Raw genomic sequence first — 19,391 nt, forward strand, 5'->3', positions numbered from 1 at the left:
GGCTCGGGTCAGTCCTGGTGGACGACGTTCCGGCCCGGCCCACCCGAGAGCGTGTCGCGGCCCGTGCCGCCGTACAGCTTGTCGTTGCCGCTGTTGCCGTAGATCGTGTCGGCGCCGCTGTTCCCGTACAGGGTGTCGTCGCCCTCGTTGCCGTAGATCGTGTCGTTGCCGACGCTGCCGTACACGAGGTCGTTGCCGGTGCCCCCGTACAGGAGGTCGTTTCCGGTGCCGCTGCTGATCCTGTCGTTGCCGGCCTCGCCGTACAGCTCCTGGCGGCCCGGGCCGCCGTAGACGAGGTCGTTGCCCGCGCCCGCGTCCACGCGGCTGCCGTCGCCGGTGGCGTAGAGGGTGTCGGTACCGGTCCAGCCCGACGCGTAGGACCGGGCGCCGATGTGGATCGTGTCGTTGCCCGCGTCGCCGAAGACGAGCGCGTTCGTGCCCGCCGTGATGGTGTCGTTGCCCGCCTCGCCGTCGATCTCGTTGCCATCGACCTTGCCCGTGTCGGTCGCCCTGTCGTTGCCCGAACCCAGGCTCAGCAGGGCCGAGTTGCGGACCTGGCCGGTGGCGTTGTCGTAGGCGACGGTGTCGTTGCCGTCGCCGAGGGACATCAGGAGGACGGCGTACGGGTTGCCGCTCGTCCTGCCGGTGACCTCGCAGGAGATCCTGGTGAGGTCCGCAGCGGTGGGGTGGGTGCAGGGGACGCCGGCCGCGATGCCGACCGGGACCACGTCGTCGATGACGTAGGCGATGTGGACGCCGTCCTTCGACGTCGCCCTGACGCTCACCTTGTTGGTCTGGCCGGGCGCCGCCGTGTACGCGAGCCGCCCGTCGCCGGTCTTCGTCACGGTCGCCGACGCCGTCGCGGCCCCCGCGCCGGTGGGCAGGGCGACGGTCACGGCCAGCCCGGCGCCGACGGCCAGGCCTACGGCCGAGGCGGCGCGCAGGGTTCTGCGACTGATGCGGGGAGCCGACATGGCACAACCTCCGTGTGAAGCAGGGGATTCCGACAATCACGAGTGACCGCCGGTACGGGTGGAGGGTTGTGCCCTGATTTGCGGAGTTCACGGTTCCGTCGGGCACTGTTCAGTGTCGAACTCGGCCCACACCACCTTGCCGAAGTCCCGTTCCCCCACGCCCCACTTGTCGGCGAGCGCCGATACGAGCAGCAGCCCGCGCCCACCCTCGTCGGTGTCGTCGGGGTGGGTGTCGAGACGCGGAACACCACCCCCGCTGTCATGCACCTCGACCCGCAACGAGTACCCGTCGCACCGCAGCAACAGCCGGAACTGACGCCCCGGCGGCACCCCGTGCACCAGCGCGTTGGTCGCCAACTCGCTTACGCACACCAGCACATCGGCGCCGCGCTCGGTCCCCGCGAGTCCCCACTCCGCGAGGTACGCGTGAGTGAACTGCCTCGCGGCGGGAACGGACCGGCGTTCGCGCCGGAAGAACTTCTCACTCAGGTTCACGGGACAAGAGTTGCGTAGCGTCACTACTGTTGACAGGGCGTGAGCCCTGGACTCCTTTTTGTACGGGCGGAGTACGGGTTCGTGCGGGGTCCGGAACGGGTGGATGTGGGGAGCACCACAGCATGAACTCCAAGAAGAACCGCTCGACGATGCGGCTGCTGGGCGCACAGGTGAAAGCGGCCCGCATGGCCGCCGGGTTAACGCAACGCCAGCTCGCCGAGCGGGCGTTGGTCGACGAGGAGACCATCGCGTCGGTCGAGCAGGGCAGGCGCCGGCTGATGCCGTCGCTCGCAAAGACGCTGGACAGGATCCTCGGCACGAAGGGGACGTTGGAAGCGGGGGTCGACAATCTGCCGGAGATCGACCAATTCCCCCTCTACGCCGAGGAGTACGTGCGGCAGGAGCGCGAGGCCATCTCCCTGTCCTGGTACGACGCGCTGGTCGTCCCCGGCCTCCTCCAGACGGAGGCGTACGCCCGCGCGCTGCTGAGCAGTCGTATTCCGGCCTACGACGAAGAGGAGTTGGAAACGAAGCTCGCGGGTCGCCTCAGCCGCCAGGAGATCATGCAGCGCAAGGTGCCACCGACGATGAGCTTCGTCATCTGGGAGCCGGCCCTGCTCTGGCCCAACGGGGGTCGTGAGACACACCTCGACCAACTCCGCGCGCTGCGCGAATACTCCGAACTCCCGGGCCTGTCCCTCCAGATCCTTCCGCTGAATCGGACCTCGCATGTCGGCGACGCGGGCCCCTTCATCCTCTTGGAGACGCCCGATCACCAGCACCTCGCCTACACCGACTCCCAGCGCGGCAGTCAGTGGGTTTCCGACCCTGATGAGGTGTCCATCCTCACCCGCAGATATGCAATGCTGCGGACGCAGGCCCTCACCATTGAGGACTCCAGAAGCCTGCTGGACCGTCTGCTGGGAGAGTAATGAGCACCGCACTTCAGTGGTTCAAGTCGAGCTACAGCAACAGCGACGGCGGCGCCTGCCTCGAAGTCGCCTACGCCTGGCGGAAGTCGACGTACAGCGGTAGCGAAGGCGGCCAGTGCGTCGAGGTGGCCGCCTGCCCCCACACCATCCACATCCGCGACTCCAAGAACCCGGAAGCCGACGGGCCGACGCTCCAACTCGCCCCCGCCGCCTGGGCTGCGTTCACCGCCACCCGGTAGTCGACAAGTCCAGGCTGAGCGATGCCCGGGAACGCTCGCCCCTCCCGCAAGGTGACCCGCAGAAGTGTGACACTCCGCGCCAAAGTGTCACACTTCCGCCAACAGGGTCCCGTCCGGCAGGCCTCAGCCGAGGGCAACACCCCTCGCGCCCGTCAGCCTTGAAGCGAAGTCCCCCGTCGACGCGGTACGGGAGACGAACAGGCGCGGATGACCGGCGTCCAGCAACAGGTCCGCGTCGCGGACGACGACCGCGACTCCCCTGCCGCCGTGCCAGGACCTGTGCAGATCGTCCAGGCAGTCGACCATCGCGTCCCAGTCGCGGCCGAAGTAGCCAGGAGACTCCAGCGTCCGGGCGAACGCGGCGAACACGCCTTCCTGCGTGGCCAGTTGCTCGGCGGACAGGTGGAAGACGAGCCCGCCCTGTTCCTCCAGGGCGATCAATTGCCGCTCCAGCAGCGGGTCGTCCTGCGGAGCGATGACGACCCACGGCTCCTCACGCCGGGTGAAGTCGTACACGGCCATGGGCAGTCACCCCCTGTACCCCTCGACCTGATCAGCGATCGCTTCCAGCGCTTCCGCTCCGATGACGGATTCCAGGGCATCGCCGACGAAACCACGAGCGCGAGCCAGCCGTGCGGGGAGGCCGAACTCCACGACGTACCCGAGCAGTACGCGGGGATCCTCCCCCGCACCGATGCGCGACAACACCCGGTCCAGCGAGACGACGTACTCCTCCAGGTCCCGAAACAGCTCGGTGAACCCTGCCAGTTCCACTGGAACGCTACGAGTCACCCTCGTCACCGCCTTTCATGCCGGGCTCCGATCGCCCACCTGCTGACGCGGCCGACCCGGCTGACCAGCTTGGCAGAGCCGCCCCCGGACAACTCCCCGCGCCCCGACTGTCAGTGCCCGCCTCTACAGTTTTCGGCATGGCGACCCTTCCCAACCCGCTGCCGACCCTGGCGGCCGACCCGAGCGGCAGTTCGCTCGGGCTTGAACTCCCCGCCGGGAGTCTGATCGACGTGACCGCCGAAGGCCCGGCGGACGAACCGTTGTTGTGGTGTGCGGACGAGCCGGCGAGGCCCGGGGACTACGACGCCCTCCAGCCCGCGCGCCGGGCCGCCGGGCTGCTCCCCGTGCTGTTGGACCTCGGCGGCGACCAAGGCGCCCTGGACGAATGGCAGTTGCTGCCCGACGAGGCGTCGTACCCCGGGGACCACGACGCCGAAGAGGTCCTGGAGGAGTTCTGGGAGGAGTACGCGGCGGACGAACTCGCCCCGGACGCCGACCGTCCCAGCACGGACTCCTTCGCCGAGCACTCCCCCGAGCAGGCCGCCTACGACGAGATGATCGCCCCCTACGGCCCCGAGTGGCCGGGGCTCGCGCCCGCCACGGAACCCGGGCAGGAACAGGCCGCCGACCCGGACGCCCGCGCCGCCGAACTCGCCGACTCCCTTACGGAGAGCGGTTCTTGGCTCAAGGAACCGCACCTCGCCCTCGTACCGGCCCGCCGCAGTGCCGACATCCCGGCGGCGATCGGCTGGACCGGACAGATCAACTACGAGGGGGACGTGGCCCGGCTCTGTGCCGTCCTGCGCTCCTGGGAGGACCGCTTCGGCATACGGGTCGTGGCGCTCACCTCCGACCAGTTGGTGCTGTCGGTCGCGGCCCCGCCGACCACCCAGGAGGAGGCCGAGGCCATCGCCGCCGAGCACTTCGCCTTCTGCTCGGACAACATCACCCAGGGCCATCACGAGACCCTGCGCGCGTACGCCCAGCACGACGTGCTCAACCAGCAGGTGTGGTCCTTCTGGTGGGACTGACCGGGCTGGGCAATCTGAACGACCTCAGCGAAGACGCGTGACAGCAGGGCCGCTCGGCAGTTCGGGGTGCGAACCGGACGACTGCCAGGCGGCCCTCGTCGTGGTGCCGCGGTCGTCGGCCGGCTTTCTCGCGCGAGCAAACACCGAACGAACACAGAGTTTGCGCTTCCGCACCCTCAAGTCCCGCACGCGTCATAGGATTTCGCCGCTCTCCACTAAATCGATCCAGTAGCGTGACGGACACGACGCCGATGAAGGTGAGCCTCGTGAGCACGGCTGCTCATCAGGGCGGTACCGGTCCCGACATCGACGTCGCGCACGGCAGAAAGGCTCCTTTCGCATGCCCAGATCCAGCAGACCTGTTCTCACCGCCGCCTTAGGCCTTGCCCTCCTGGCCGGCGGATGCTCCCTGGTCCCGGACAACACCGTCTCCTCCAAGGGACCTACCGTTCTGGGGTTCATCAACGGGGGCACTGACCCGTACCACACCTGCCTGCAGACAGCGGTCACGACGACCACGCAGAACAACCTGTCAAAAGTGGTGACCGCCAACTCGAACGGGAGCAAGTCGGCGGAACTGCGCAACGTGCGGCGCATGATCGCGGACAAGGTCGACGCCATCATCCTGATCAGCGTGGACGCCAGCGCGCTGAACGCCGACATCGCCACGGCGCAGAAGGCCCACGTACCCATCTTCCTGATCGCCTTGATGCCCGCGGACGACAGCAAGATCCTCGGCGCCGCCGTCGGCGACCTGACCGGTATCGGCAAGTTGGACGCCCAATGGGTCGGCGACGACGCCGCCGGCAAGTCCGTCAAGGCCGGTGTCATCTCCGGCGACGGGAGCACGTCGTCCGACATGATGGTCGCCGGATTCACCAAGAACCTGCCGGCGAACGTGCAGGTGGTGGGCGAAGAGCTGGGCATGTACAACCAGCCGAAGGCCAAGGCCGCCGCGGCGAAGCTGATCCAGGACCACCCCGACATCCAGTACGCGTTCGTCGCCAACGAGGACATGGCCTTCGGCGCGCGTCAGGCCTTCGACGCGGCGGGCGCGCAGAGCGTGAAGATCGTGACCGTCAACGGGACCGATCCGGGGCTCGCCGCCCTCAAGAGCGGGAAGTTCGCGGCGACCGTGTCCAACTCGGTCCAGGACCTGGGAGCCCTGGCGGTGACCCACACGCTCGGCCTCCTGCGCAAGGAGGAGAAGAACAAGATCGCACGCGTCACCGTCCGCCTGGTGACCAAGGGCAACGCGGACACCGCACACATCTACTGCGACACGGACGGCTGATCGTCAGGACAGCACCCGTCACCGACGTGGACCACGCAGAACCCGGCGTCGAAGGCCGACTTGTGGCGGCAGACGACTGCGGCAGCACACCATCCGAGCAACAAAGGGGCTTACCCGTCATGTGTGATTGCACGAACGAATCCAACACCACCTCGACGTCGCGCAGGACTGTGCTGGCGGTCGCGGCCGCGGCCGCCGCCGCGACCGCCGCCGTGCCACTGCTGGGCAGCTCGTCGGCTGTCGCGGCCACGTCGACGACGTCGACGGCGGCCTCCTCGACGGGTCTGTCCGTGACCCTGCTCGGCACCAACGGCGGCCCGCCGCCCCTGGCGACCCGGTACGGCATATCGTCCGCACTGACGGTCAACGGCAAGACGTATGTGGTCGACTGCGGACGCGGAGCGGTGACCCAGTACCTGCGCGCCGGACTGTCCATGCCGGCCCTGTCCGGGATCTTCCTCACCCACCTGCACGCCGACCACATCGTCGACTACTACTCCTTCCCGATGCTGTCGGCGGGCGTCGCGGGCGTGCAGGGCTTCCAGACTCCGATCGACGTCTACGGCCCCGGCTCCGCGGGTATCGCCTCGACGGTCACCGGCGCCCCCGGGCTCCTGCCGGGCACCGTCGAGATGACGAAGCTGGCCGGTCAAGCGTACGCGGCCTCACCGACCTTCTTCATGACCGAGCACGCCGGCATCGACCCGGCGACCATGCTCAACGTCCACGACGTGCTGCCGCCGTCGAGTGCCGGTGCCTCGGCGACGAACTCCGCGCCGGCCATGGCGCCGTTCACGGTCATGGAGAACGACGACATGAAGGTCACCGCCGTCCTCGTCCCGCACGGCGCGGTGTTCCCCGCCTACGCCTACCGCTTCGACACCGACAACGGAAGCGTCGTCTTCTCCGGCGACACGGCGCCGACCCCGAACATCATCACACTCGCGGCAGGGGCGGACGTCCTGGTCCACGAGGCCCTGTACCCGGCGGGGCTCGCGAGTCTCGGCCTGCCCCAGGCGCTGATCGACCACATCCTCTCCGTCCACACGGACGTCGCCGACCTCGGCCGGATCGCCGCCGAGGCCGGAGTCCGGACACTGCTCGCCACCCACATCAGCCCGGGCCAGTCGACCGCCGTCTCCGACACGACCTGGCGGAGCCTGCTCCGCGACAGCGCCCGCACGGCGGGCTTCGGCGGACCGATGATGCTGGGCACGGACCTGCTGAACCTGCCGGTACGCCGACGCAAGACCACCTGAGCCGAGCCGCCGTCCCCTGACCGCCCGTTCAACTCCCGCTCGCCCACCGCCCCGTCGGCCCGCCTCCAGGTCAACACGCGGCCGTGGAGCGGGAGATGGCGGCGGTCAGGGGTGGCGCGCCGGCCGAAGAGGTCGCCGGACGAACCCCGGTCACTGCTGCGTCGCCGACTCCAGCGCCTCCACCGCCGCGGCCGCCGCCGTCGAGTCCTGGCCGTAGAAGATGTCGATGTCGACCTCCTCACCGCCCATCGTCAGGGTGTCCCACGCACCGCTGAGGACGAGCATGCGCAGGGTCCTGGACTCCAGGGTCTGGAGGCGTTCGAGGATCGCCTCGTCGTCCGGCATGCCCGCCAGCCGGGGCGCGAGCCGGTCGCGGATCGCCGCCATGCGGGCCAGCAGCGTGGCCGTGTCCGCCTCGCGGTCCGGCTCCTCCGCGATCCCGTCGATGCCGTGGTCGATGATGTCCTTGATGGCCCAGGTGACGCCCTGGTCGTCGGTGGTGACCATGGCCTTCCAGGCGCGGCTCTTGTGCCGGTACTGGAGCATCGACATCGCGGCTTCGTGCCGTAGGAAGTCCGCGTCGCGGAACGGCCGCCCGTTCCAGGCGCTGTTGAGGGAGCGGGCCAGCGAAATGGCCGACGCCAGGCCGCTGTTGAGGCCCCGGCCCGGCCAGAAGTGGATCGCGTTGGCCGCGTCGCCGAGCAGGAAGCCGTACGTGCCGGGCGAGTTGACGGTCGGGGGCAGCAACTCGGCGGAGAAACGCGGGCGTTGGACCATGTCCAGCCGGAAGCTGGTGACCGCGGACAGATCCTGGTCCGAGACGTCGAAGAGCCGCAGCCCCTCGTGCACGCGCTTCCACAAGGGCGATCCCTTGATGAGCGCGGGCAGGAAGAGCGTGCCGTGGGTGGCGCACTGGAAGTCGCCGTGCTCGTCGCGGTTCATCAGGCACGGGCGGGAGGCGATGCACTCCTCGAAGACCCGGCGGACCGGGTCGATGCCGATGACCTCCCCCAACTCGGTGTCGGTCAGCCGCATGTTGAGGAAGCCCTCGCCGCGCAACGAGTTGAGCAGGAACCGGTTCTGAGCAACCGTCAGCAGGATCGCCATGGGGTCGGGCAGTTCCGACTTCACCCTCAGCCCGAGGACCACGTCCCGCAGATGGACCCCGTCGAGGGAGTAGATCGACTCGTCCGCCTTGCCGAACCGCGCCGCGAAGTGCTCCCGGGTGCGCGACCGGCCGCCGTCGCAGATCGCGAGGACATGCTGCGAGGCGAGTTCGTCGCGCTGATCCGCCGGGTCGAACTTGGCCGGTATCAGGCGTATTCGGTCCCGCTTCTCGTTCGCCAGCTCCAGCAGCTTGTCCTCGATGTAGGCGATCCGCATGTTGCGCGGGTGGTGGTCGCCGATCGAGTCCGGGCCGGACGGCCACATCTCGGTGTAGTGCTCGGGGTCGAAGAGCCGCTCCTGGACGTACTGCGGCCAGGCGAGATACTGCCGGCTCTGCACCGTCACCACCTGCTGGCGCCGCACATTGCCCTCGGCCTCGCTCTTCCAGACGACGCGGCGGCCGTCCTTGCGCCAACGGCCCTCGTAGACCGTGATCTTCACCTGCGCGCCGAGGAAGTGTTCGAGGAGCAGGGCCATGGACAGCCCGACGGGGCCGCCGCCCACGACCGTGACCCGCAACAGCGAGCCCTCTTCCTCCGGGTGGGTCACGGAGCGAGGGAGGTTGAGCGCCATCAGGGTCTGCATGGCGTCGGCGACCTCGAAGCGGAACTCCTGGTCCCCGATGGTGATTTCGTCACCGGGCTGCAGCAGGCGGGCCTCCACCTCCTCCCCGTTGACCTGCGTGCCGTTGCTGCTGCCGCAGTCGCGCAGGACGTAGCCCTCGTCCTGGTCGAAGACGATCTCCGCGTGGAAACGCGAGACGCTCGGGCTGGCGATGACGACCGTGTTCCCCGCGTTGCGTCCGAAGGTGACGCGGGTGTCGACCATCGGGATGCGCTCTCCCGCCAGCAGACCCTCACGTCCGACGAGCACCGGTGCCATGACACTTCCTTCCAGGGGCGATGACATCAGCAGCGCTGTGACGATCAACTCTATACTTGCGCCATCAAGTATTCCTAGCGGTCGACGCGGTCAACTCCGTGTCCAACTCGCCGCGTGTCAAAGGTGGTTCACCGCAGCCCCTCCCCCAGCCTCCTGAGCCCCTCCCGGATCTCCCCCGGCGTCTGTGTCACGAAGCACAACCGCATCGTCGAACGGTCGGGCTCCCCGGCGTAGAAGGGCGCCCCCGGCACATAGGCCACGTCCTGCCGCAGCACGCGTGACACCAGTTCCGTCGTGTCGTACGACTCCGGGAGCCGCGCCCACAGGAACATGCCGCCCTCGGGCCGCTCCCAACTGGACTCCTCGGGAAGGGCGTTGGCAAGACCCTCGAGCATGGCGTCGCGCCGTTCCCGGTACACACCGGCCACCCGCGCCACATGGGCGTCCAGGTCGTTGTCCGCCAAGTACCGTGCGGCGGCGAGCTGGTTGACGGTCGGGGTGTGCAGGTCGGCGGCCTGTTTGGCGACAACACAGGCCCGCAGCAGGCCAGCCGGCGCGCGCAGCCACCCGAGCCGCAGCCCCGGTGCCATCACCTTGGAGAAGGAGCCGAGCAGCACCGTACGGTCCGCCGCGCCTTCCTGCGCCGCGATCCACGGCAACCGCTCGCCCTCGAAGCGGAGTTCGCCGTAGGGATCGTCCTCCACGATCCACAGCCCGCGCCGCGCGGCGACCGCGGCGACGGCGGCCCGGCGGTCGGCGGGCAGGGTGCGGCCGGTGGGGTTCTGGAAGGTCGGCACGGTGTAGAACAGCTTCGGCCGCTCCCGCACGACGAGTTCGTCCAGCGCCTCGGGATCGACCCCGTCCCCGTCCCCCGGCACGGCGACGACCCGCGCCCCGGCGAACGCGAAGACCTGAAGTGCCGCCAGATAACAGGGCTGTTCGACGAGGACGACATCCCCGGGTTCCAGCAGCGCGGTCGCGATCAACGACAGCGCCTGCTGCGAACCGGTGGTGACGAGGAGGTCGTCGGCACCGGTCGGCAGCCCGCGCACGGAGGTCCGCTCGGCGAGCGCGGCCCGGAGCACCGGCTCGCCCTCGGTCGTCGCGTACTGCAGCGCCCGCGCGGGCGTCTCCGCGAACACCGCCTGGTACGCGGCCGCGATACCGGCCGTGTCGAAGAGATCGGGCGCCGGAAGCCCGCCCGCGAAGTTGATCACCTCGGGGCGGGCGGTGACGGCGAGGATGTCCCGCACCGGCGAACCCCCGATCGAACGGGCGCGCGCGGCGAGGGGCGGGAGAACGGCAGGGGCGGGGGCGGGTTCGATGACGGTCATGCCGGACAGCGTAGGAATGTAGGTGCCGCCTACAAGCAGCTTTCCGCGATCCGGACAGACCCGGGGCCGGCCACGGAACCGCCCCCGGACCGGTCAGGCCTTCTTGCCGGTCGCCCCATAGACGTTGATGTCGTCGTCGGTCACGTCGTTGATGTCCCGGTAGGTGATCTTCTCGATGTCGTCGAGACTCTCGAAGTACGCCTGCTCGACCACCGGCGGCGCGGGCGCCGGCCCGGGGTGCCACTGGTGGGCGGGGACCACACCGGGCTCGTCCAGGGTGATGCCCGGGGTCTCGGTGAAGAACCGCTCGACGTCGTCCTTGGACCGGAACACGAAGGTGAACCCCCGCTCCGTGTACGTCCGTTGGACCGCCCGGGTCGGGATCGGGTGGATCTCGTCGGTGAGGTGGCTGAGCACCAGGTGGCTGCCGGACGGCAGCACATCCACCAGCTCACGCACCAGCGGATACGCCTCGTCGTCCTCCACGAAGTGCAGGATCGCCACCAGCAGCAGGGCGATCGGCTCGTTGAAGTCGAGGGTCTTGGCGGCCTGTTCGAGGATGTCGGCCGGGCGGCGCAGATCGGCGTCGATGTAGTCGGTACGGCCCTCGGGACTGCTCGTGAGCAGCGCGCGGGCGTGCGCGAGGACCACCGGGTCGTTGTCGACGTAGACGATCCGCGATTCGGGCTCGACGCCCTGCGCGATCTGGTGCACGTTCTCCGCGGTGGGCAACCCGGTGCCGATGTCGAGGAACTGGCGCACCCCGTGCTCCTGCGACAGCCGGGTGACCGCGCGGCGCATGAAGTCCCGGTTGTGCCGTACGTCGAGATACCCGCGCGGGTTGGCGGCGAGCGCGGCGGCTGCGGCCTCGCGGTCGACGGGGTAGTTGTCCTTGCCGCCGAGGAAGACGTCGTAGACGCGGGCCGGGTGGGCCTTGGTGGTGTCGATCCTCCTTCTCAGCTCGGCGGGGTCTTGGCTGAGGGCGTCACCGGGCATGCGCGTCTCCCAGAAGAGTGGGTCATTCAAAGGGCAACAAGAGCAGTGGCCAACAACCTAACTCCCGCCGGGACTTGATGGTGCCCAGTCCGAGGGACGGGCCGCCGTGCCCTTCCCGGCGTCCCACGACGTGCCCGTGCGGACCGGCATCCCCGCAGGTCAGCGCGGGCGGGACGGTTCGGGCGTCCCGAATCCGGCGACAGCCGTAGACCGGGCCCCGCGCGACCACCCAAGCTGCACCCGATGACGCTTCGCTTCCAGAGGGGGACCCCATGCCCGCCCGCACCGCCCGCACCGGCACCCGCATCCTGGCCACCACGGCGGCCGTACTCACCGCGCTGCTGCTGCTCTCGGGATGCAAGGACGGCATGGGCGTACGCGACGAAGGCCCGTCCGGCGTGAGCCCCACGTCGTCGGTGTCGACGGGGTCCACGCCCTGACGGGCCTCGCGGCGCGTGCGGTCGGAATGCCGCCTGCGATCAGACGTGCGCCGGGATCCCGGCGGCTTCCTTCGGGTTCGGGCCGTACTCGTTGGCGCCGGGGGCGCTGTCCGTGCAGTTGAACACCAGCAGGGTGATCGGACCGGCGATCGGGACGAGGTAGAAGAACAGCCACCCGCCGGAACGGCCTATGTCGTGCAGGCGACGGACGCTGACACCCAGGCCGGGCAGCAGGATCGCGAGGTAGAAGATGCCCACCAGAGCGAAGAGGGCCGACGACTTGGTCACGACGGCGAGCACGACCAGCACGAGGGCGATGATCGCGGAGAAGAGACCGAACTGCCAGTACTCCTTGCGACGCGCGCGCCCGCTGAATACCGCGTACTTCTTCAGTGCCTCGATGAACGAGCTCATGGTGTCCCCCAGGGATCGACGTCCGGGCCGTCCGGAACGGATCAGGCCAGGCGCAGAAGGTATGGAGGCTGATGCGGACGCGTCAAATCCGCATAAGTACGGGACGCCGAAGCTTATTTGGGGTCACACCCACCCACAACGGCCGTCGATTTCACGCCAGGACATGCCCCGGCCGCCCGACCGAGATCGCCCCGACGCCGGAACGATCTCCAAGCGTTGTCAATTGACAGATGTTCAGCGGGCGTTCGACGGTCAGGTCAGCGCAGCTTCTGCGCCGCCTCCACCGCCCAGTACGTGAGGATGTTCTGCGCCCCGGCCCGCTTGATCCCGGTGAGCGCCTCGAAGATCGCCTTGTCCCGGTCGATCCAGCCCTTCTCGGCGGCGGCCTCGATCATCGAGTACTCGCCGGAGATCTGATAGGCGGCGACGGGCACGTCCGAGACCTCGGCGACCTTGGCCAGGATGTCGAGGTAGGGCCCCGCCGGCTTGACCATCACCATGTCGGCACCCTCCTCCAGGTCGAGCGCCAACTCCCGCATGGACTCCCGTGCGTTGGCCGGGTCCTGCTGGTAGGTCTTGCGGTCCCCCTTGAGCGAGGAACCCACGGCCTCACGGAACGGCCCGAAGAACGCGGACGCGTACTTGACGGTGTAGGCGAGGATGGCGACATCCTCCCGCCCGATCTGATCGAGCGCGTCCCGGACGACCCCGATCTGCCCGTCCATCATCCCGCTGGGCCCGACGACATGGGCCCCGGCATCGGCCTGCACCTGAGCCATCTCGGCATACCGCTCAAGGGTCGCGTCATTGTCGACGCGCCCGTGCTCATCAAGCACGCCACAGTGCCCATGGTCGGTGGTCTCATCAAGACACAGATCAGACATGACAAGCAGCTCGTCCCCGACCTCGGCCCGCACATCCCTCAACGCCACCTGAAGAATCCCGTCAGGATCGGTCCCGGGCGTCCCCAGGGCGTCCTTCTTGGACTCCTCCGGCACCCCGAAGAGCATGATCCCGGAGATCCCGGCGGCAACAGCCTCAGCGGCAGCCTTCTTGAGGCTGTCCCGAGTGTGCTGCACAACCCCAGGCATGGCCCCGATCGGCACCGGCTCACTGACCCCCTCCCGCACGAACGCCGGAAGAATGAAGTCAGCCGGGTGCAACCGGGTCTCAGCGACCATCCGCCGCATCACAGGGCTGGTCCGCAACCGCCGCGGCCGCGAGCCGGGAAAGGATCCGTACGTCGTCATGCCATCTACGCTACGCCCGCCTCAGGGGCACCTTTGCCGACGGTGAGTCGGTAGACATTTCGGTGCACTTTCCAGTTCCGGTGCGCACCATCAGCCCGTCCGGCGTTTGAGGACGAGGCCGTTCAGGCCGAAGGGGGGTCTGGGGGCACAGCCCCCAGGGATGGGACGGGTAGGGGCGGCGGGGGCGAAAAATCCCCGCGCCCCCCGCCCCCACTCACCGCAACCGAACCCTGAACCTCAGGTCGTCCGACGCCGCCGAGCACCAGGCCGACGCTCACTGGGCCGAGTAACGGGATCCCCCGCTTCCTGAGCCGCCGCCCGCCTGCGCAACCCAAAGTTCGCCAACGCCTCGGCCAACTTGTGCACAGACGGCTCCGGAGCCATCACATCCACCCGCAGCCCATGCTCCTCGGCCGTCTTCGCCGTAGCAGGACCAATACACGCGATCACGGTCACGTTGTGCGGCTTACCGGCGATCCCCACCAGGTTCCGCACAGTGGACGACGACGTGAAGAGAACGGCATCGAAGCCACCCCCCTTGATCGCCTCCCGCGTATCGGCCGGCGGCGGCGACGCCCGCACGGTCCGGTAGGCGGTCACGTCATCCACCTCCCACCCGAGCTCGATCAGCCCGGCGACCAAGGTCTCCGTAGCGATGTCCGCACGGGGCAGGAACACCCGGTCGATCGGATCGAAGACGGGGTCGTACGGAGGCCAGTCCTCCAGCAACCCGGCCGCGGACTGCTCCCCGCTCGGCACCAGATCCGGCTTCACGCCGAAGGCAACCAGCGCCTTGGCGGTCGACTCCCCCACCGCTGCGACCTTGATCCCGGCAAAGGCACGAGCATCGAGCCCGTACTCCTCGAACTTCTCCCGCACGGCCTTGACCGCGTTCACGGAGGTGAAAGCGATCCACTCGTACCGCCCGGTGACGAGCCCCTTGACCGCCCGCTCCATCTGCTGAGGCGTCCGCGGCGGCTCGACGGCGATCGTCGGCACCTCGTGCGGAACGGCTCCGTACGACCGCAACTGGTCGGAGAGCGACGCCGCCTGCTCCTTCGTCCGCGGCACGAGCACCTTCCAGCCGAACAACGGCTTGGACTCGAACCACGACAACTGGTCGCGCTGCGCGGCGGCGGACCGCTCACCGACCACGGCTATCACCGGCCGGCCACCATCGGGGGACGGCAGCACCTTCGCCTGCTTCAGCGTCTGCGCGATCGTCCCGAGCGTCGCGGACCAGGTCCGCTGACGAGTGGTCGTACCAGCCACTGTGACGGTCATAGGCGTATCGGGCTTACGACCCGCAGCCACGAGCTCACCAGCAGCCGAAGCCACCGAGTCCAGGGACGTCGACACAACGACCGTGCCGTCCGACGCCCCCACCTCCGTCCAGCACCGGTCCGACGCGGTACGGGCGTCCACGAACCGGACGTCCGCCCCCTGCGCGTCCCGCAGCGGGACACCGGCGTACGCGGGTACGCCGACGGCCGCCGCGACACCCGGGACGACCTCGAAAGGCACACCCGCGGCGACACAGGCGAGCATTTCCTCGGCGGCGTACGTATCTAGTCCGGGGTCCCCGGACACCGCACGCACGACCCGCCTGCCGCCCCGCGCGGCCTCCATGACAAGATGTGCCGCATCCCGCACAGCGGGTAGGCCAACGGTTGTTGACGCACCGTCAACAACCGTTAGTTGAGGCGTGCCTGTGCCCGGGAACGAGTCCGAAGAAGGACCCGGATCCGGATGCACGACGGCCACGCCGGGTCGGGCGTGCGCACGTACGACGTCGAGCACCTCGTGCTCGGCGACGAGAACGTCCGCGTTCGCCAGCGCCTCTACGGCGCGCAGTGTGAGCAGTCCCGGATCTCCGGGTCCGGCACCCAGGAAGGTGACGTGCCCGTGTTCCGGACCGGCGGCGGGAAGAGTGGTGGGGCTCACTTGGCTTGCTCCCCCATCAGACCGGCCGCGCCCTGGGCAAGCATCTCGGCGGCGAGTTCGCGACCGAGCGCCAGTGCTTGGTCATGCGTCTCGGGCACGGGACCGGTGGTGGACAGCTGCACCGTACGCGAACCGTCGGTCGTGCCGACTATTCCGCGCAGGCGCATTTCCTTGACAATCTGCCCGTCGGCCAGCAGGTCGGCCAGCGCGCCCACAGGGGCGGAGCAGCCGGCCTCCAGGGCGGCGAGCAGGGACCTTTCGGCGGTCACGGCGACCCGGGTGAGCGGATCGTCGAGTTCACCGAGAGCCGCGATGAGGTCCGCGTTGTCCGCGGCACACTCGATCGCGAGGGCCCCCTGGCCGGGGGCGGGCAAAATCGTGTCGACCGACAGGAAGTCGGTCACGTCGTCGAGGCGGCCGATCCGGCTCAGTCCGGCGGCGGCCAGGACCACGGCGTCCAGCTCACCGTCCCGGACGAAGCCGACGCGGGTGTCGATGTTCCCGCGGATCGGGACCGTCTCGATGTCGAGGCCGTGGCTGCGCGCGTACGCGTTCAGCTGGGCCGTGCGCCGCGGGGAGCCCGTACCGATGCGCGCCCCGCGGGGCAGGTCGGTGAACTTCAGGGCGTCCCTGGCGACGATGACATCGCGCGGGTCCTCGCGCTCGGGTACGGCGGCGAGCACCAGCTCCGCGGGCTGCGTCGTCGGCAGGTCCTTCAGCGAATGAACCGCGAAGTCGACCTCACCGCCGAGCAGCGCGTCCCGCAGCGCGGTCACGAAGACCCCGGTGCCGCCGATCTGGGCGAGGTGCTCACGGGAGGTGTCGCCGTAGGTGGTGATCTCGACGAGCTCGACGGGCCGTCCGGTCACCTGGCTCACGGCGTCCGCCACCAACCCGGACTGGGCCAGGGCGAGTCTGCTCCGCCTGGTCCCCAGTCTCAGTGCCTTGCTACTCATGCTGGCCCTCGGTTCTTGCTGATCTCAGAGTCTTCTACGGCCCGGGAGACGGAGGCCACCGTCTCCTGGTCCAGGTCGAACAGCGTGCGCAGCGCGTCCGCGTACCCGGCGCCGCCGGGCTCGGCCGCGAGCTGCTTGACCCGTACGGTCGGCGCGTGCAGCAGCTTGTCGACGACGCGTCGCACGGTCTGGGTGATCTCCGCGCGGTGCTTGTCGTCGAGGCCGGGCAGCCGTCCGTCGAGCCGGGCGATCTCGCCGGCGACGACCTCGGCGGCCATGGCGCGCAGGGCGACCACGGTCGGCGTGATGTGCGCGGCCCGCTGGGCTGCCCCGAAGGCCGCGACCTCGTCGGAGACGATACGCCGGACCGCGTCCACGTCCGCCGCCATCGGAGCGTCCGCCGAGGCCTCGGCGAGCGACTCGATGTCCACGAGGCGCACCCCGGCCAGCCGGTGCACGGCCGCGTCGACGTCCCGCGGCATCGCGAGGTCGAGGAGCGACAACACCGGCGCGGGGCGCGGGATGTGGGCCACGGGCTCGGGCCTGCGGCGCTCGGGGATCCGCCCGACCGTGGCGGCCATGGTGGCAAGTTCAGTGATGAGCTCGGCCTCGGGCGTGCTCCGGGCCGCCTCGCGCCGGTCGACGGCGCTGCCGCCGACCCAGGCCGCGTGCTGCTCCAGCGTCGCCGCGTCCATCCCGGCCACGGCGGCCTCCCCCATCACGGAGAAGCCACTCGCCCCCTGCACCGCGGAAAGGTCCAGCGGACACCCGTCCTCGGTCCCGACGGACGTCGGCGGAAGCTCTTCGCGCACGACCTCCGCTACGGCCGTACGACCGGCCGTGGCATCCGGCGAGACCCGACCCTCGACCGCTCCGGCGACCGCGTCGGCCGTCAGGACCAGGCCCGTAGCACCCGTGCAGGACACGGCCACATCGGCACGTGTCAGCTCGAACGGCACCGAATCCATCGGTACCGCGCGGGCGGACACGTCCGTTTCGGGGCTCTCGGTGATGATCTGGGCGAGGCGCTCGGCGCGGTCGGACGTGCGGTTGGCGACGACGATCTCGGCGACCCCGGCACGCGCGAGGGTCGCGGCGGCCAGCGACGACATGGAACCGGCGCCGATGACCAGGGCCCGTTTCCCCTTCGCCCAGGCCTCGACCGCCGTGCCGGAGGAGAGCTGTTGAAGGCCGAAGGTGACCAGGGACTGGCCCGCGCGGTCGATGCCGGTCTCCGAGTGGGCGCGCTTGCCGACGCGGAGGGCCTGCTGGAACAGCTCGTTCAACAGCCGCCCGGCGGAGTGCAGTTCCTGCGCCTTGGCCAGGGAGTCCTTGATCTGGCCGAGGATCTGGCCCTCGCCGACGACCATCGAGTCGAGGCCGCAGGCCACCGAGAAGAGATGGTGGACGGCCCGGTCCTCGTAGTGCACGTAGAGATAAGGAGTGAGCTCGTCCAGGCCGACGCCGCTGTGCTGGGCGAGCAGCGTGGACAACTCCGCGACGCCCGCGTGGAACTTGTCCACGTCGGCGTAGAGCTCGATGCGGTTGCAGGTGGCCAACAGCGCGGCCTCGGCGGCCGGTTCGGCGGCGACCGTGTCCTGGAGGAGCTTGAACTGGGCGTCCACGTTCAGCGTGGCCCGCTCCAGGATGCTGACCGGCGCGCTGCGGTGGCTCAGCCCGACGACGAGGAGACTCATGCCGGCATCACGGCGGGGACGTCCCCGTCAGGGCCCTGCTCGGCGGAGTCGCCACGGCGCGCGGCGTTCGGGTGGGCCGCCTGGTTGGCGGCTTCCTCGCCGGCCTTGCGCTGCTCGTGGAAGGCGAGGATCTGCAGCTCGATCGAGAGGTCGACCTTGCGGACGTCGACGCCGTCCGGGACGGTCAGCACGGTCGGCGCGAAGTTCAGGATGGACGTCACACCGGCGGCCACGAGACGGTCGCAGACCGGCTGGGCGGCACCGGCGGGGGTCGCGATGACGCCGATGGAGACGCCGTTGTCGCTGATGATCTTCTCGAGCTCGTCCGAGTGCTGCACCGGGATGCCCGCGACGGGCTTGCCTGCCATCGCCGGGTCCGCGTCGATGAGGGCGGCGACCCGGAAGCCGCGGGAGGCGAACCCGCCGTAGTTGGCGAGGGCGGCGCCCAGGTTTCCGATACCGACGATCACGACCGGCCAGTCCTGGGTCAGGCCCAGCTCGCGGGAGATCTGGTAGACGAGGTACTCGACGTCGTAGCCCACACCGCGGGTGCCGTAGGAACCGAGGTACGAGAAGTCCTTGCGCAGCTTCGCGGAGTTGACCCCGGCGGCGGCCGCGAGCTCCTCGGAGGAGACCGTGGGCACCGAGCGCTCCGAGAGTCCGGTCAGCGCGCGGAGGTACAGCGGGAGACGGGCGACGGTGGCCTCGGGAATCCCTCGGCTACGGCTCGCCGGTCGGTGAGTTCGGCCAGTTGCCACGGTGCTCCTGCGGGTAGAGCGGGGCTGTGGGCGGTCACACGTACCCAGACCGCCCCGTCGGAAGCAGGCTATGTCTTTGTGAACGCGTGCACAAAGATGGTGTCCGATTTGCCCGGCCAACGTGACCGGGGTCACGCACACGCGTCCCAGGCGTATTCCAGGGGGCAAAACCGCCACACTCCTCGTAATTCCCGCCCCCGAGACCAAACCGCCGTCGATCCTAAGCGACGTTCGGGTGCGCGTTGAACTACTTGGTCAGTTCCCGGCGCAGCCGGCCCTCGTCCACCCGCCAGAAGGTGTGCTGTTTCCCATCGATGAGTACGACGGGAATCTGCTCCCAGTACTCGTCGTGCAGGCGCTGGTCCTCGGTGATGTCCTTCTCTTCCCAAGGCACTCCGAGGTCGGCGCAGACCTTCTCCACGACGAGCTGCGCGTCCTCGCAGAGATGACAGCCGGGCTTGCGGATGAGGGTGACGAGATGACTCATGCACACCATTCTCGCGCCACCGGTGCACTTCTTTAACGGCCCGGTCGCGG

At 69.3% G+C, this 19,391-nt stretch carries 20 protein-coding genes; 6 read left to right on the forward strand and 14 right to left on the reverse strand.

The annotated features are described in order from the left end of the window. Window positions 1-8: 8 nt before the first annotated feature. Together OG504_RS23910 and OG504_RS23915 are read right to left on the reverse strand one after the other, a co-directional pair. Entirely contained in the window at window positions 9-974 is a 966-nt protein-coding gene (locus OG504_RS23910) for a calcium-binding protein (RefSeq protein ID WP_405991652.1), read from the reverse strand. 87 nt (window positions 975-1,061) lie between these two features. Beyond that, a complete protein-coding gene (locus OG504_RS23915) occupies window positions 1,062-1,469 on the reverse strand; it encodes an ATP-binding protein (protein ID WP_405991653.1) in 408 nt (135 codons plus the stop codon). 122 nt (window positions 1,470-1,591) lie between these two features. On the opposite strand from OG504_RS23915, the gene OG504_RS23920 reads away from it, so the two are divergent. Next, on the forward strand, window positions 1,592-2,401 hold the full coding sequence (locus OG504_RS23920) for a Scr1 family TA system antitoxin-like transcriptional regulator (protein ID WP_405991654.1): 810 nt from the start codon (window positions 1,592-1,594) through the stop codon (window positions 2,399-2,401). Continuing rightward, window positions 2,401-2,640 (forward strand): DUF397 domain-containing protein, encoded by a 240-nt coding sequence (locus OG504_RS23925; RefSeq protein WP_405991655.1) that lies wholly within the window; start codon window positions 2,401-2,403, stop codon window positions 2,638-2,640. Before OG504_RS23920 ends, OG504_RS23925 begins: the two co-directional genes overlap by 1 nt. Before the next feature lie 123 nt (window positions 2,641-2,763). Here the strand turns inward: OG504_RS23925 and OG504_RS23930 are convergent, their stop codons facing one another. Further along, the gene (locus tag OG504_RS23930) at window positions 2,764-3,162 is read right to left on the reverse strand and encodes a barstar family protein (RefSeq protein WP_405991656.1); all 399 of its coding nucleotides are present in this window, start codon (window positions 3,160-3,162) and stop codon (window positions 2,764-2,766) included. A 6-nt stretch (window positions 3,163-3,168) separates the two neighbouring features. After that, window positions 3,169-3,432, reverse strand: coding sequence for a hypothetical protein (locus OG504_RS23935; RefSeq protein WP_405991657.1), 264 nt, complete (start codon window positions 3,430-3,432; stop codon window positions 3,169-3,171). A gap of 137 nt (window positions 3,433-3,569) precedes the next feature. Here OG504_RS23935 and OG504_RS23940 point away from each other — a divergent pair, with 137 nt between their 5' ends. The 3 genes from OG504_RS23940 to OG504_RS23950 all read left to right on the forward strand — a co-directional run bounded on the left by OG504_RS23940 (window position 3,570) and on the right by OG504_RS23950 (window position 7,016). Continuing rightward, the gene (locus OG504_RS23940) at window positions 3,570-4,463 is read left to right on the forward strand and encodes a DUF4253 domain-containing protein (protein ID WP_405991658.1); all 894 of its coding nucleotides are present in this window, start codon (window positions 3,570-3,572) and stop codon (window positions 4,461-4,463) included. Between the two features lie 340 nt (window positions 4,464-4,803). Then, window positions 4,804-5,757 carry a sugar ABC transporter substrate-binding protein gene (locus tag OG504_RS23945; RefSeq protein ID WP_405991659.1) on the forward strand — a complete coding sequence of 318 codons (954 nt, stop codon included), beginning with the start codon at window positions 4,804-4,806 and terminating at the stop codon, window positions 5,755-5,757. Between the two features lie 119 nt (window positions 5,758-5,876). Beyond that, window positions 5,877-7,016, forward strand: coding sequence for an MBL fold metallo-hydrolase (locus OG504_RS23950; RefSeq protein ID WP_405991660.1), 1,140 nt, complete (start codon window positions 5,877-5,879; stop codon window positions 7,014-7,016). 150 nt (window positions 7,017-7,166) lie between these two features. Here the strand turns inward: OG504_RS23950 and OG504_RS23955 are convergent, their stop codons facing one another. The 3 genes from OG504_RS23955 to OG504_RS23965 all read right to left on the reverse strand — a co-directional run bounded on the left by OG504_RS23955 (window position 7,167) and on the right by OG504_RS23965 (window position 11,395). Next, a complete protein-coding gene (locus OG504_RS23955) occupies window positions 7,167-9,065 on the reverse strand; it encodes an FHA domain-containing protein (protein WP_405991661.1) in 1,899 nt (632 codons plus the stop codon). A gap of 128 nt (window positions 9,066-9,193) precedes the next feature. Then, window positions 9,194-10,399: a PLP-dependent aminotransferase family protein gene (locus OG504_RS23960; RefSeq protein ID WP_405991662.1), complete on the reverse strand. Its 1,206-nt coding sequence runs from the start codon at window positions 10,397-10,399 to the stop codon at window positions 9,194-9,196. Between the two features lie 93 nt (window positions 10,400-10,492). After that, window positions 10,493-11,395 carry an SAM-dependent methyltransferase gene (locus OG504_RS23965; RefSeq protein ID WP_405991663.1) on the reverse strand — a complete coding sequence of 301 codons (903 nt, stop codon included), beginning with the start codon at window positions 11,393-11,395 and terminating at the stop codon, window positions 10,493-10,495. A gap of 272 nt (window positions 11,396-11,667) precedes the next feature. Here OG504_RS23965 and OG504_RS23970 point away from each other — a divergent pair, with 272 nt between their 5' ends. After that, a complete protein-coding gene (locus tag OG504_RS23970; RefSeq protein WP_405842810.1) occupies window positions 11,668-11,835 on the forward strand; it encodes a hypothetical protein in 168 nt (55 codons plus the stop codon). Window positions 11,836-11,874: 39 nt separating this feature from the next. Here OG504_RS23970 and OG504_RS23975 read toward each other — a convergent pair whose 3' ends face one another. The 7 genes from OG504_RS23975 to OG504_RS24005 form a co-directional block, all read right to left on the reverse strand. Further along, window positions 11,875-12,249, reverse strand: coding sequence for a DUF805 domain-containing protein (locus OG504_RS23975; protein WP_405991664.1), 375 nt, complete (start codon window positions 12,247-12,249; stop codon window positions 11,875-11,877). 257 nt (window positions 12,250-12,506) lie between these two features. Beyond that, entirely contained in the window at window positions 12,507-13,499 is a 993-nt protein-coding gene (gene hemB, locus OG504_RS23980; protein ID WP_405991665.1) for a porphobilinogen synthase, read from the reverse strand. A 237-nt stretch (window positions 13,500-13,736) separates the two neighbouring features. Next, on the reverse strand, window positions 13,737-15,443 hold the full coding sequence (locus tag OG504_RS23985; RefSeq protein ID WP_078652519.1) for a bifunctional uroporphyrinogen-III C-methyltransferase/uroporphyrinogen-III synthase: 1,707 nt from the start codon (window positions 15,441-15,443) through the stop codon (window positions 13,737-13,739). Beyond that, window positions 15,440-16,399, reverse strand: coding sequence for a hydroxymethylbilane synthase (gene hemC / locus OG504_RS23990; protein ID WP_405991666.1), 960 nt, complete (start codon window positions 16,397-16,399; stop codon window positions 15,440-15,442). The genes OG504_RS23985 and hemC overlap by 4 nt, the downstream gene beginning before the upstream one ends. Then, complete coding sequence (locus OG504_RS23995; RefSeq protein ID WP_405991667.1) at window positions 16,396-18,096, reverse strand: glutamyl-tRNA reductase; 1,701 nt, start codon at window positions 18,094-18,096, stop codon at window positions 16,396-16,398. The genes hemC and OG504_RS23995 overlap by 4 nt, the downstream gene beginning before the upstream one ends. Next, window positions 18,093-18,854 carry a redox-sensing transcriptional repressor Rex gene (locus OG504_RS24000; RefSeq protein ID WP_405991668.1) on the reverse strand — a complete coding sequence of 254 codons (762 nt, stop codon included), beginning with the start codon at window positions 18,852-18,854 and terminating at the stop codon, window positions 18,093-18,095. Before OG504_RS24000 ends, OG504_RS23995 begins: the two co-directional genes overlap by 4 nt. 247 nt (window positions 18,855-19,101) lie before the next feature. Further along, window positions 19,102-19,341 carry a glutaredoxin family protein gene (locus OG504_RS24005; protein WP_317884273.1) on the reverse strand — a complete coding sequence of 80 codons (240 nt, stop codon included), beginning with the start codon at window positions 19,339-19,341 and terminating at the stop codon, window positions 19,102-19,104. Window positions 19,342-19,391 lie beyond the last annotated feature (50 nt).

This window comes from Streptomyces sp. NBC_00986 (assembly GCF_045162565.1).
Lineage (GTDB): Bacteria > Actinomycetota > Actinomycetes > Streptomycetales > Streptomycetaceae > Streptomyces.

Bases quoted from the DNA above. Each gene is read 5' to 3' on its own strand.
- OG504_RS23945 (WP_405991659.1), top strand. From the start codon at position 4,804: ATGCCCAGATCCAGCAGACCTGTTCTCACCGCCGCCTTAGGCCTTGCC.
- OG504_RS23970 (WP_405842810.1), top strand. From the start codon at position 11,668: ATGCCCGCCCGCACCGCCCGCACCGGCACCCGCATCCTGGCCACCACG.
- OG504_RS23925 (WP_405991655.1), top strand. From the start codon at position 2,401: ATGAGCACCGCACTTCAGTGGTTCAAGTCGAGCTACAGCAACAGCGAC.
- OG504_RS24005 (WP_317884273.1), bottom strand. From the start codon at position 19,341: ATGAGTCATCTCGTCACCCTCATCCGCAAGCCCGGCTGTCATCTCTGC.
- OG504_RS23960 (WP_405991662.1), bottom strand. From the start codon at position 10,399: ATGACCGTCATCGAACCCGCCCCCGCCCCTGCCGTTCTCCCGCCCCTC.
- OG504_RS23950 (WP_405991660.1), top strand. From the start codon at position 5,877: ATGTGTGATTGCACGAACGAATCCAACACCACCTCGACGTCGCGCAGG.
- OG504_RS23955 (WP_405991661.1), bottom strand. From the start codon at position 9,065: ATGGCACCGGTGCTCGTCGGACGTGAGGGTCTGCTGGCGGGAGAGCGC.
- hemB (WP_405991665.1), bottom strand. From the start codon at position 13,499: ATGACGACGTACGGATCCTTTCCCGGCTCGCGGCCGCGGCGGTTGCGG.
- hemC (WP_405991666.1), bottom strand. From the start codon at position 16,399: ATGAGTAGCAAGGCACTGAGACTGGGGACCAGGCGGAGCAGACTCGCC.
- OG504_RS23940 (WP_405991658.1), top strand. From the start codon at position 3,570: ATGGCGACCCTTCCCAACCCGCTGCCGACCCTGGCGGCCGACCCGAGC.
- OG504_RS23965 (WP_405991663.1), bottom strand. From the start codon at position 11,395: ATGCCCGGTGACGCCCTCAGCCAAGACCCCGCCGAGCTGAGAAGGAGG.
- OG504_RS23910 (WP_405991652.1), bottom strand. From the start codon at position 974: ATGTCGGCTCCCCGCATCAGTCGCAGAACCCTGCGCGCCGCCTCGGCC.
- OG504_RS23995 (WP_405991667.1), bottom strand. From the start codon at position 18,096: ATGAGTCTCCTCGTCGTCGGGCTGAGCCACCGCAGCGCGCCGGTCAGC.
- OG504_RS23920 (WP_405991654.1), top strand. From the start codon at position 1,592: ATGAACTCCAAGAAGAACCGCTCGACGATGCGGCTGCTGGGCGCACAG.
- OG504_RS23930 (WP_405991656.1), bottom strand. From the start codon at position 3,162: ATGGCCGTGTACGACTTCACCCGGCGTGAGGAGCCGTGGGTCGTCATC.
- OG504_RS23975 (WP_405991664.1), bottom strand. From the start codon at position 12,249: ATGAGCTCGTTCATCGAGGCACTGAAGAAGTACGCGGTATTCAGCGGG.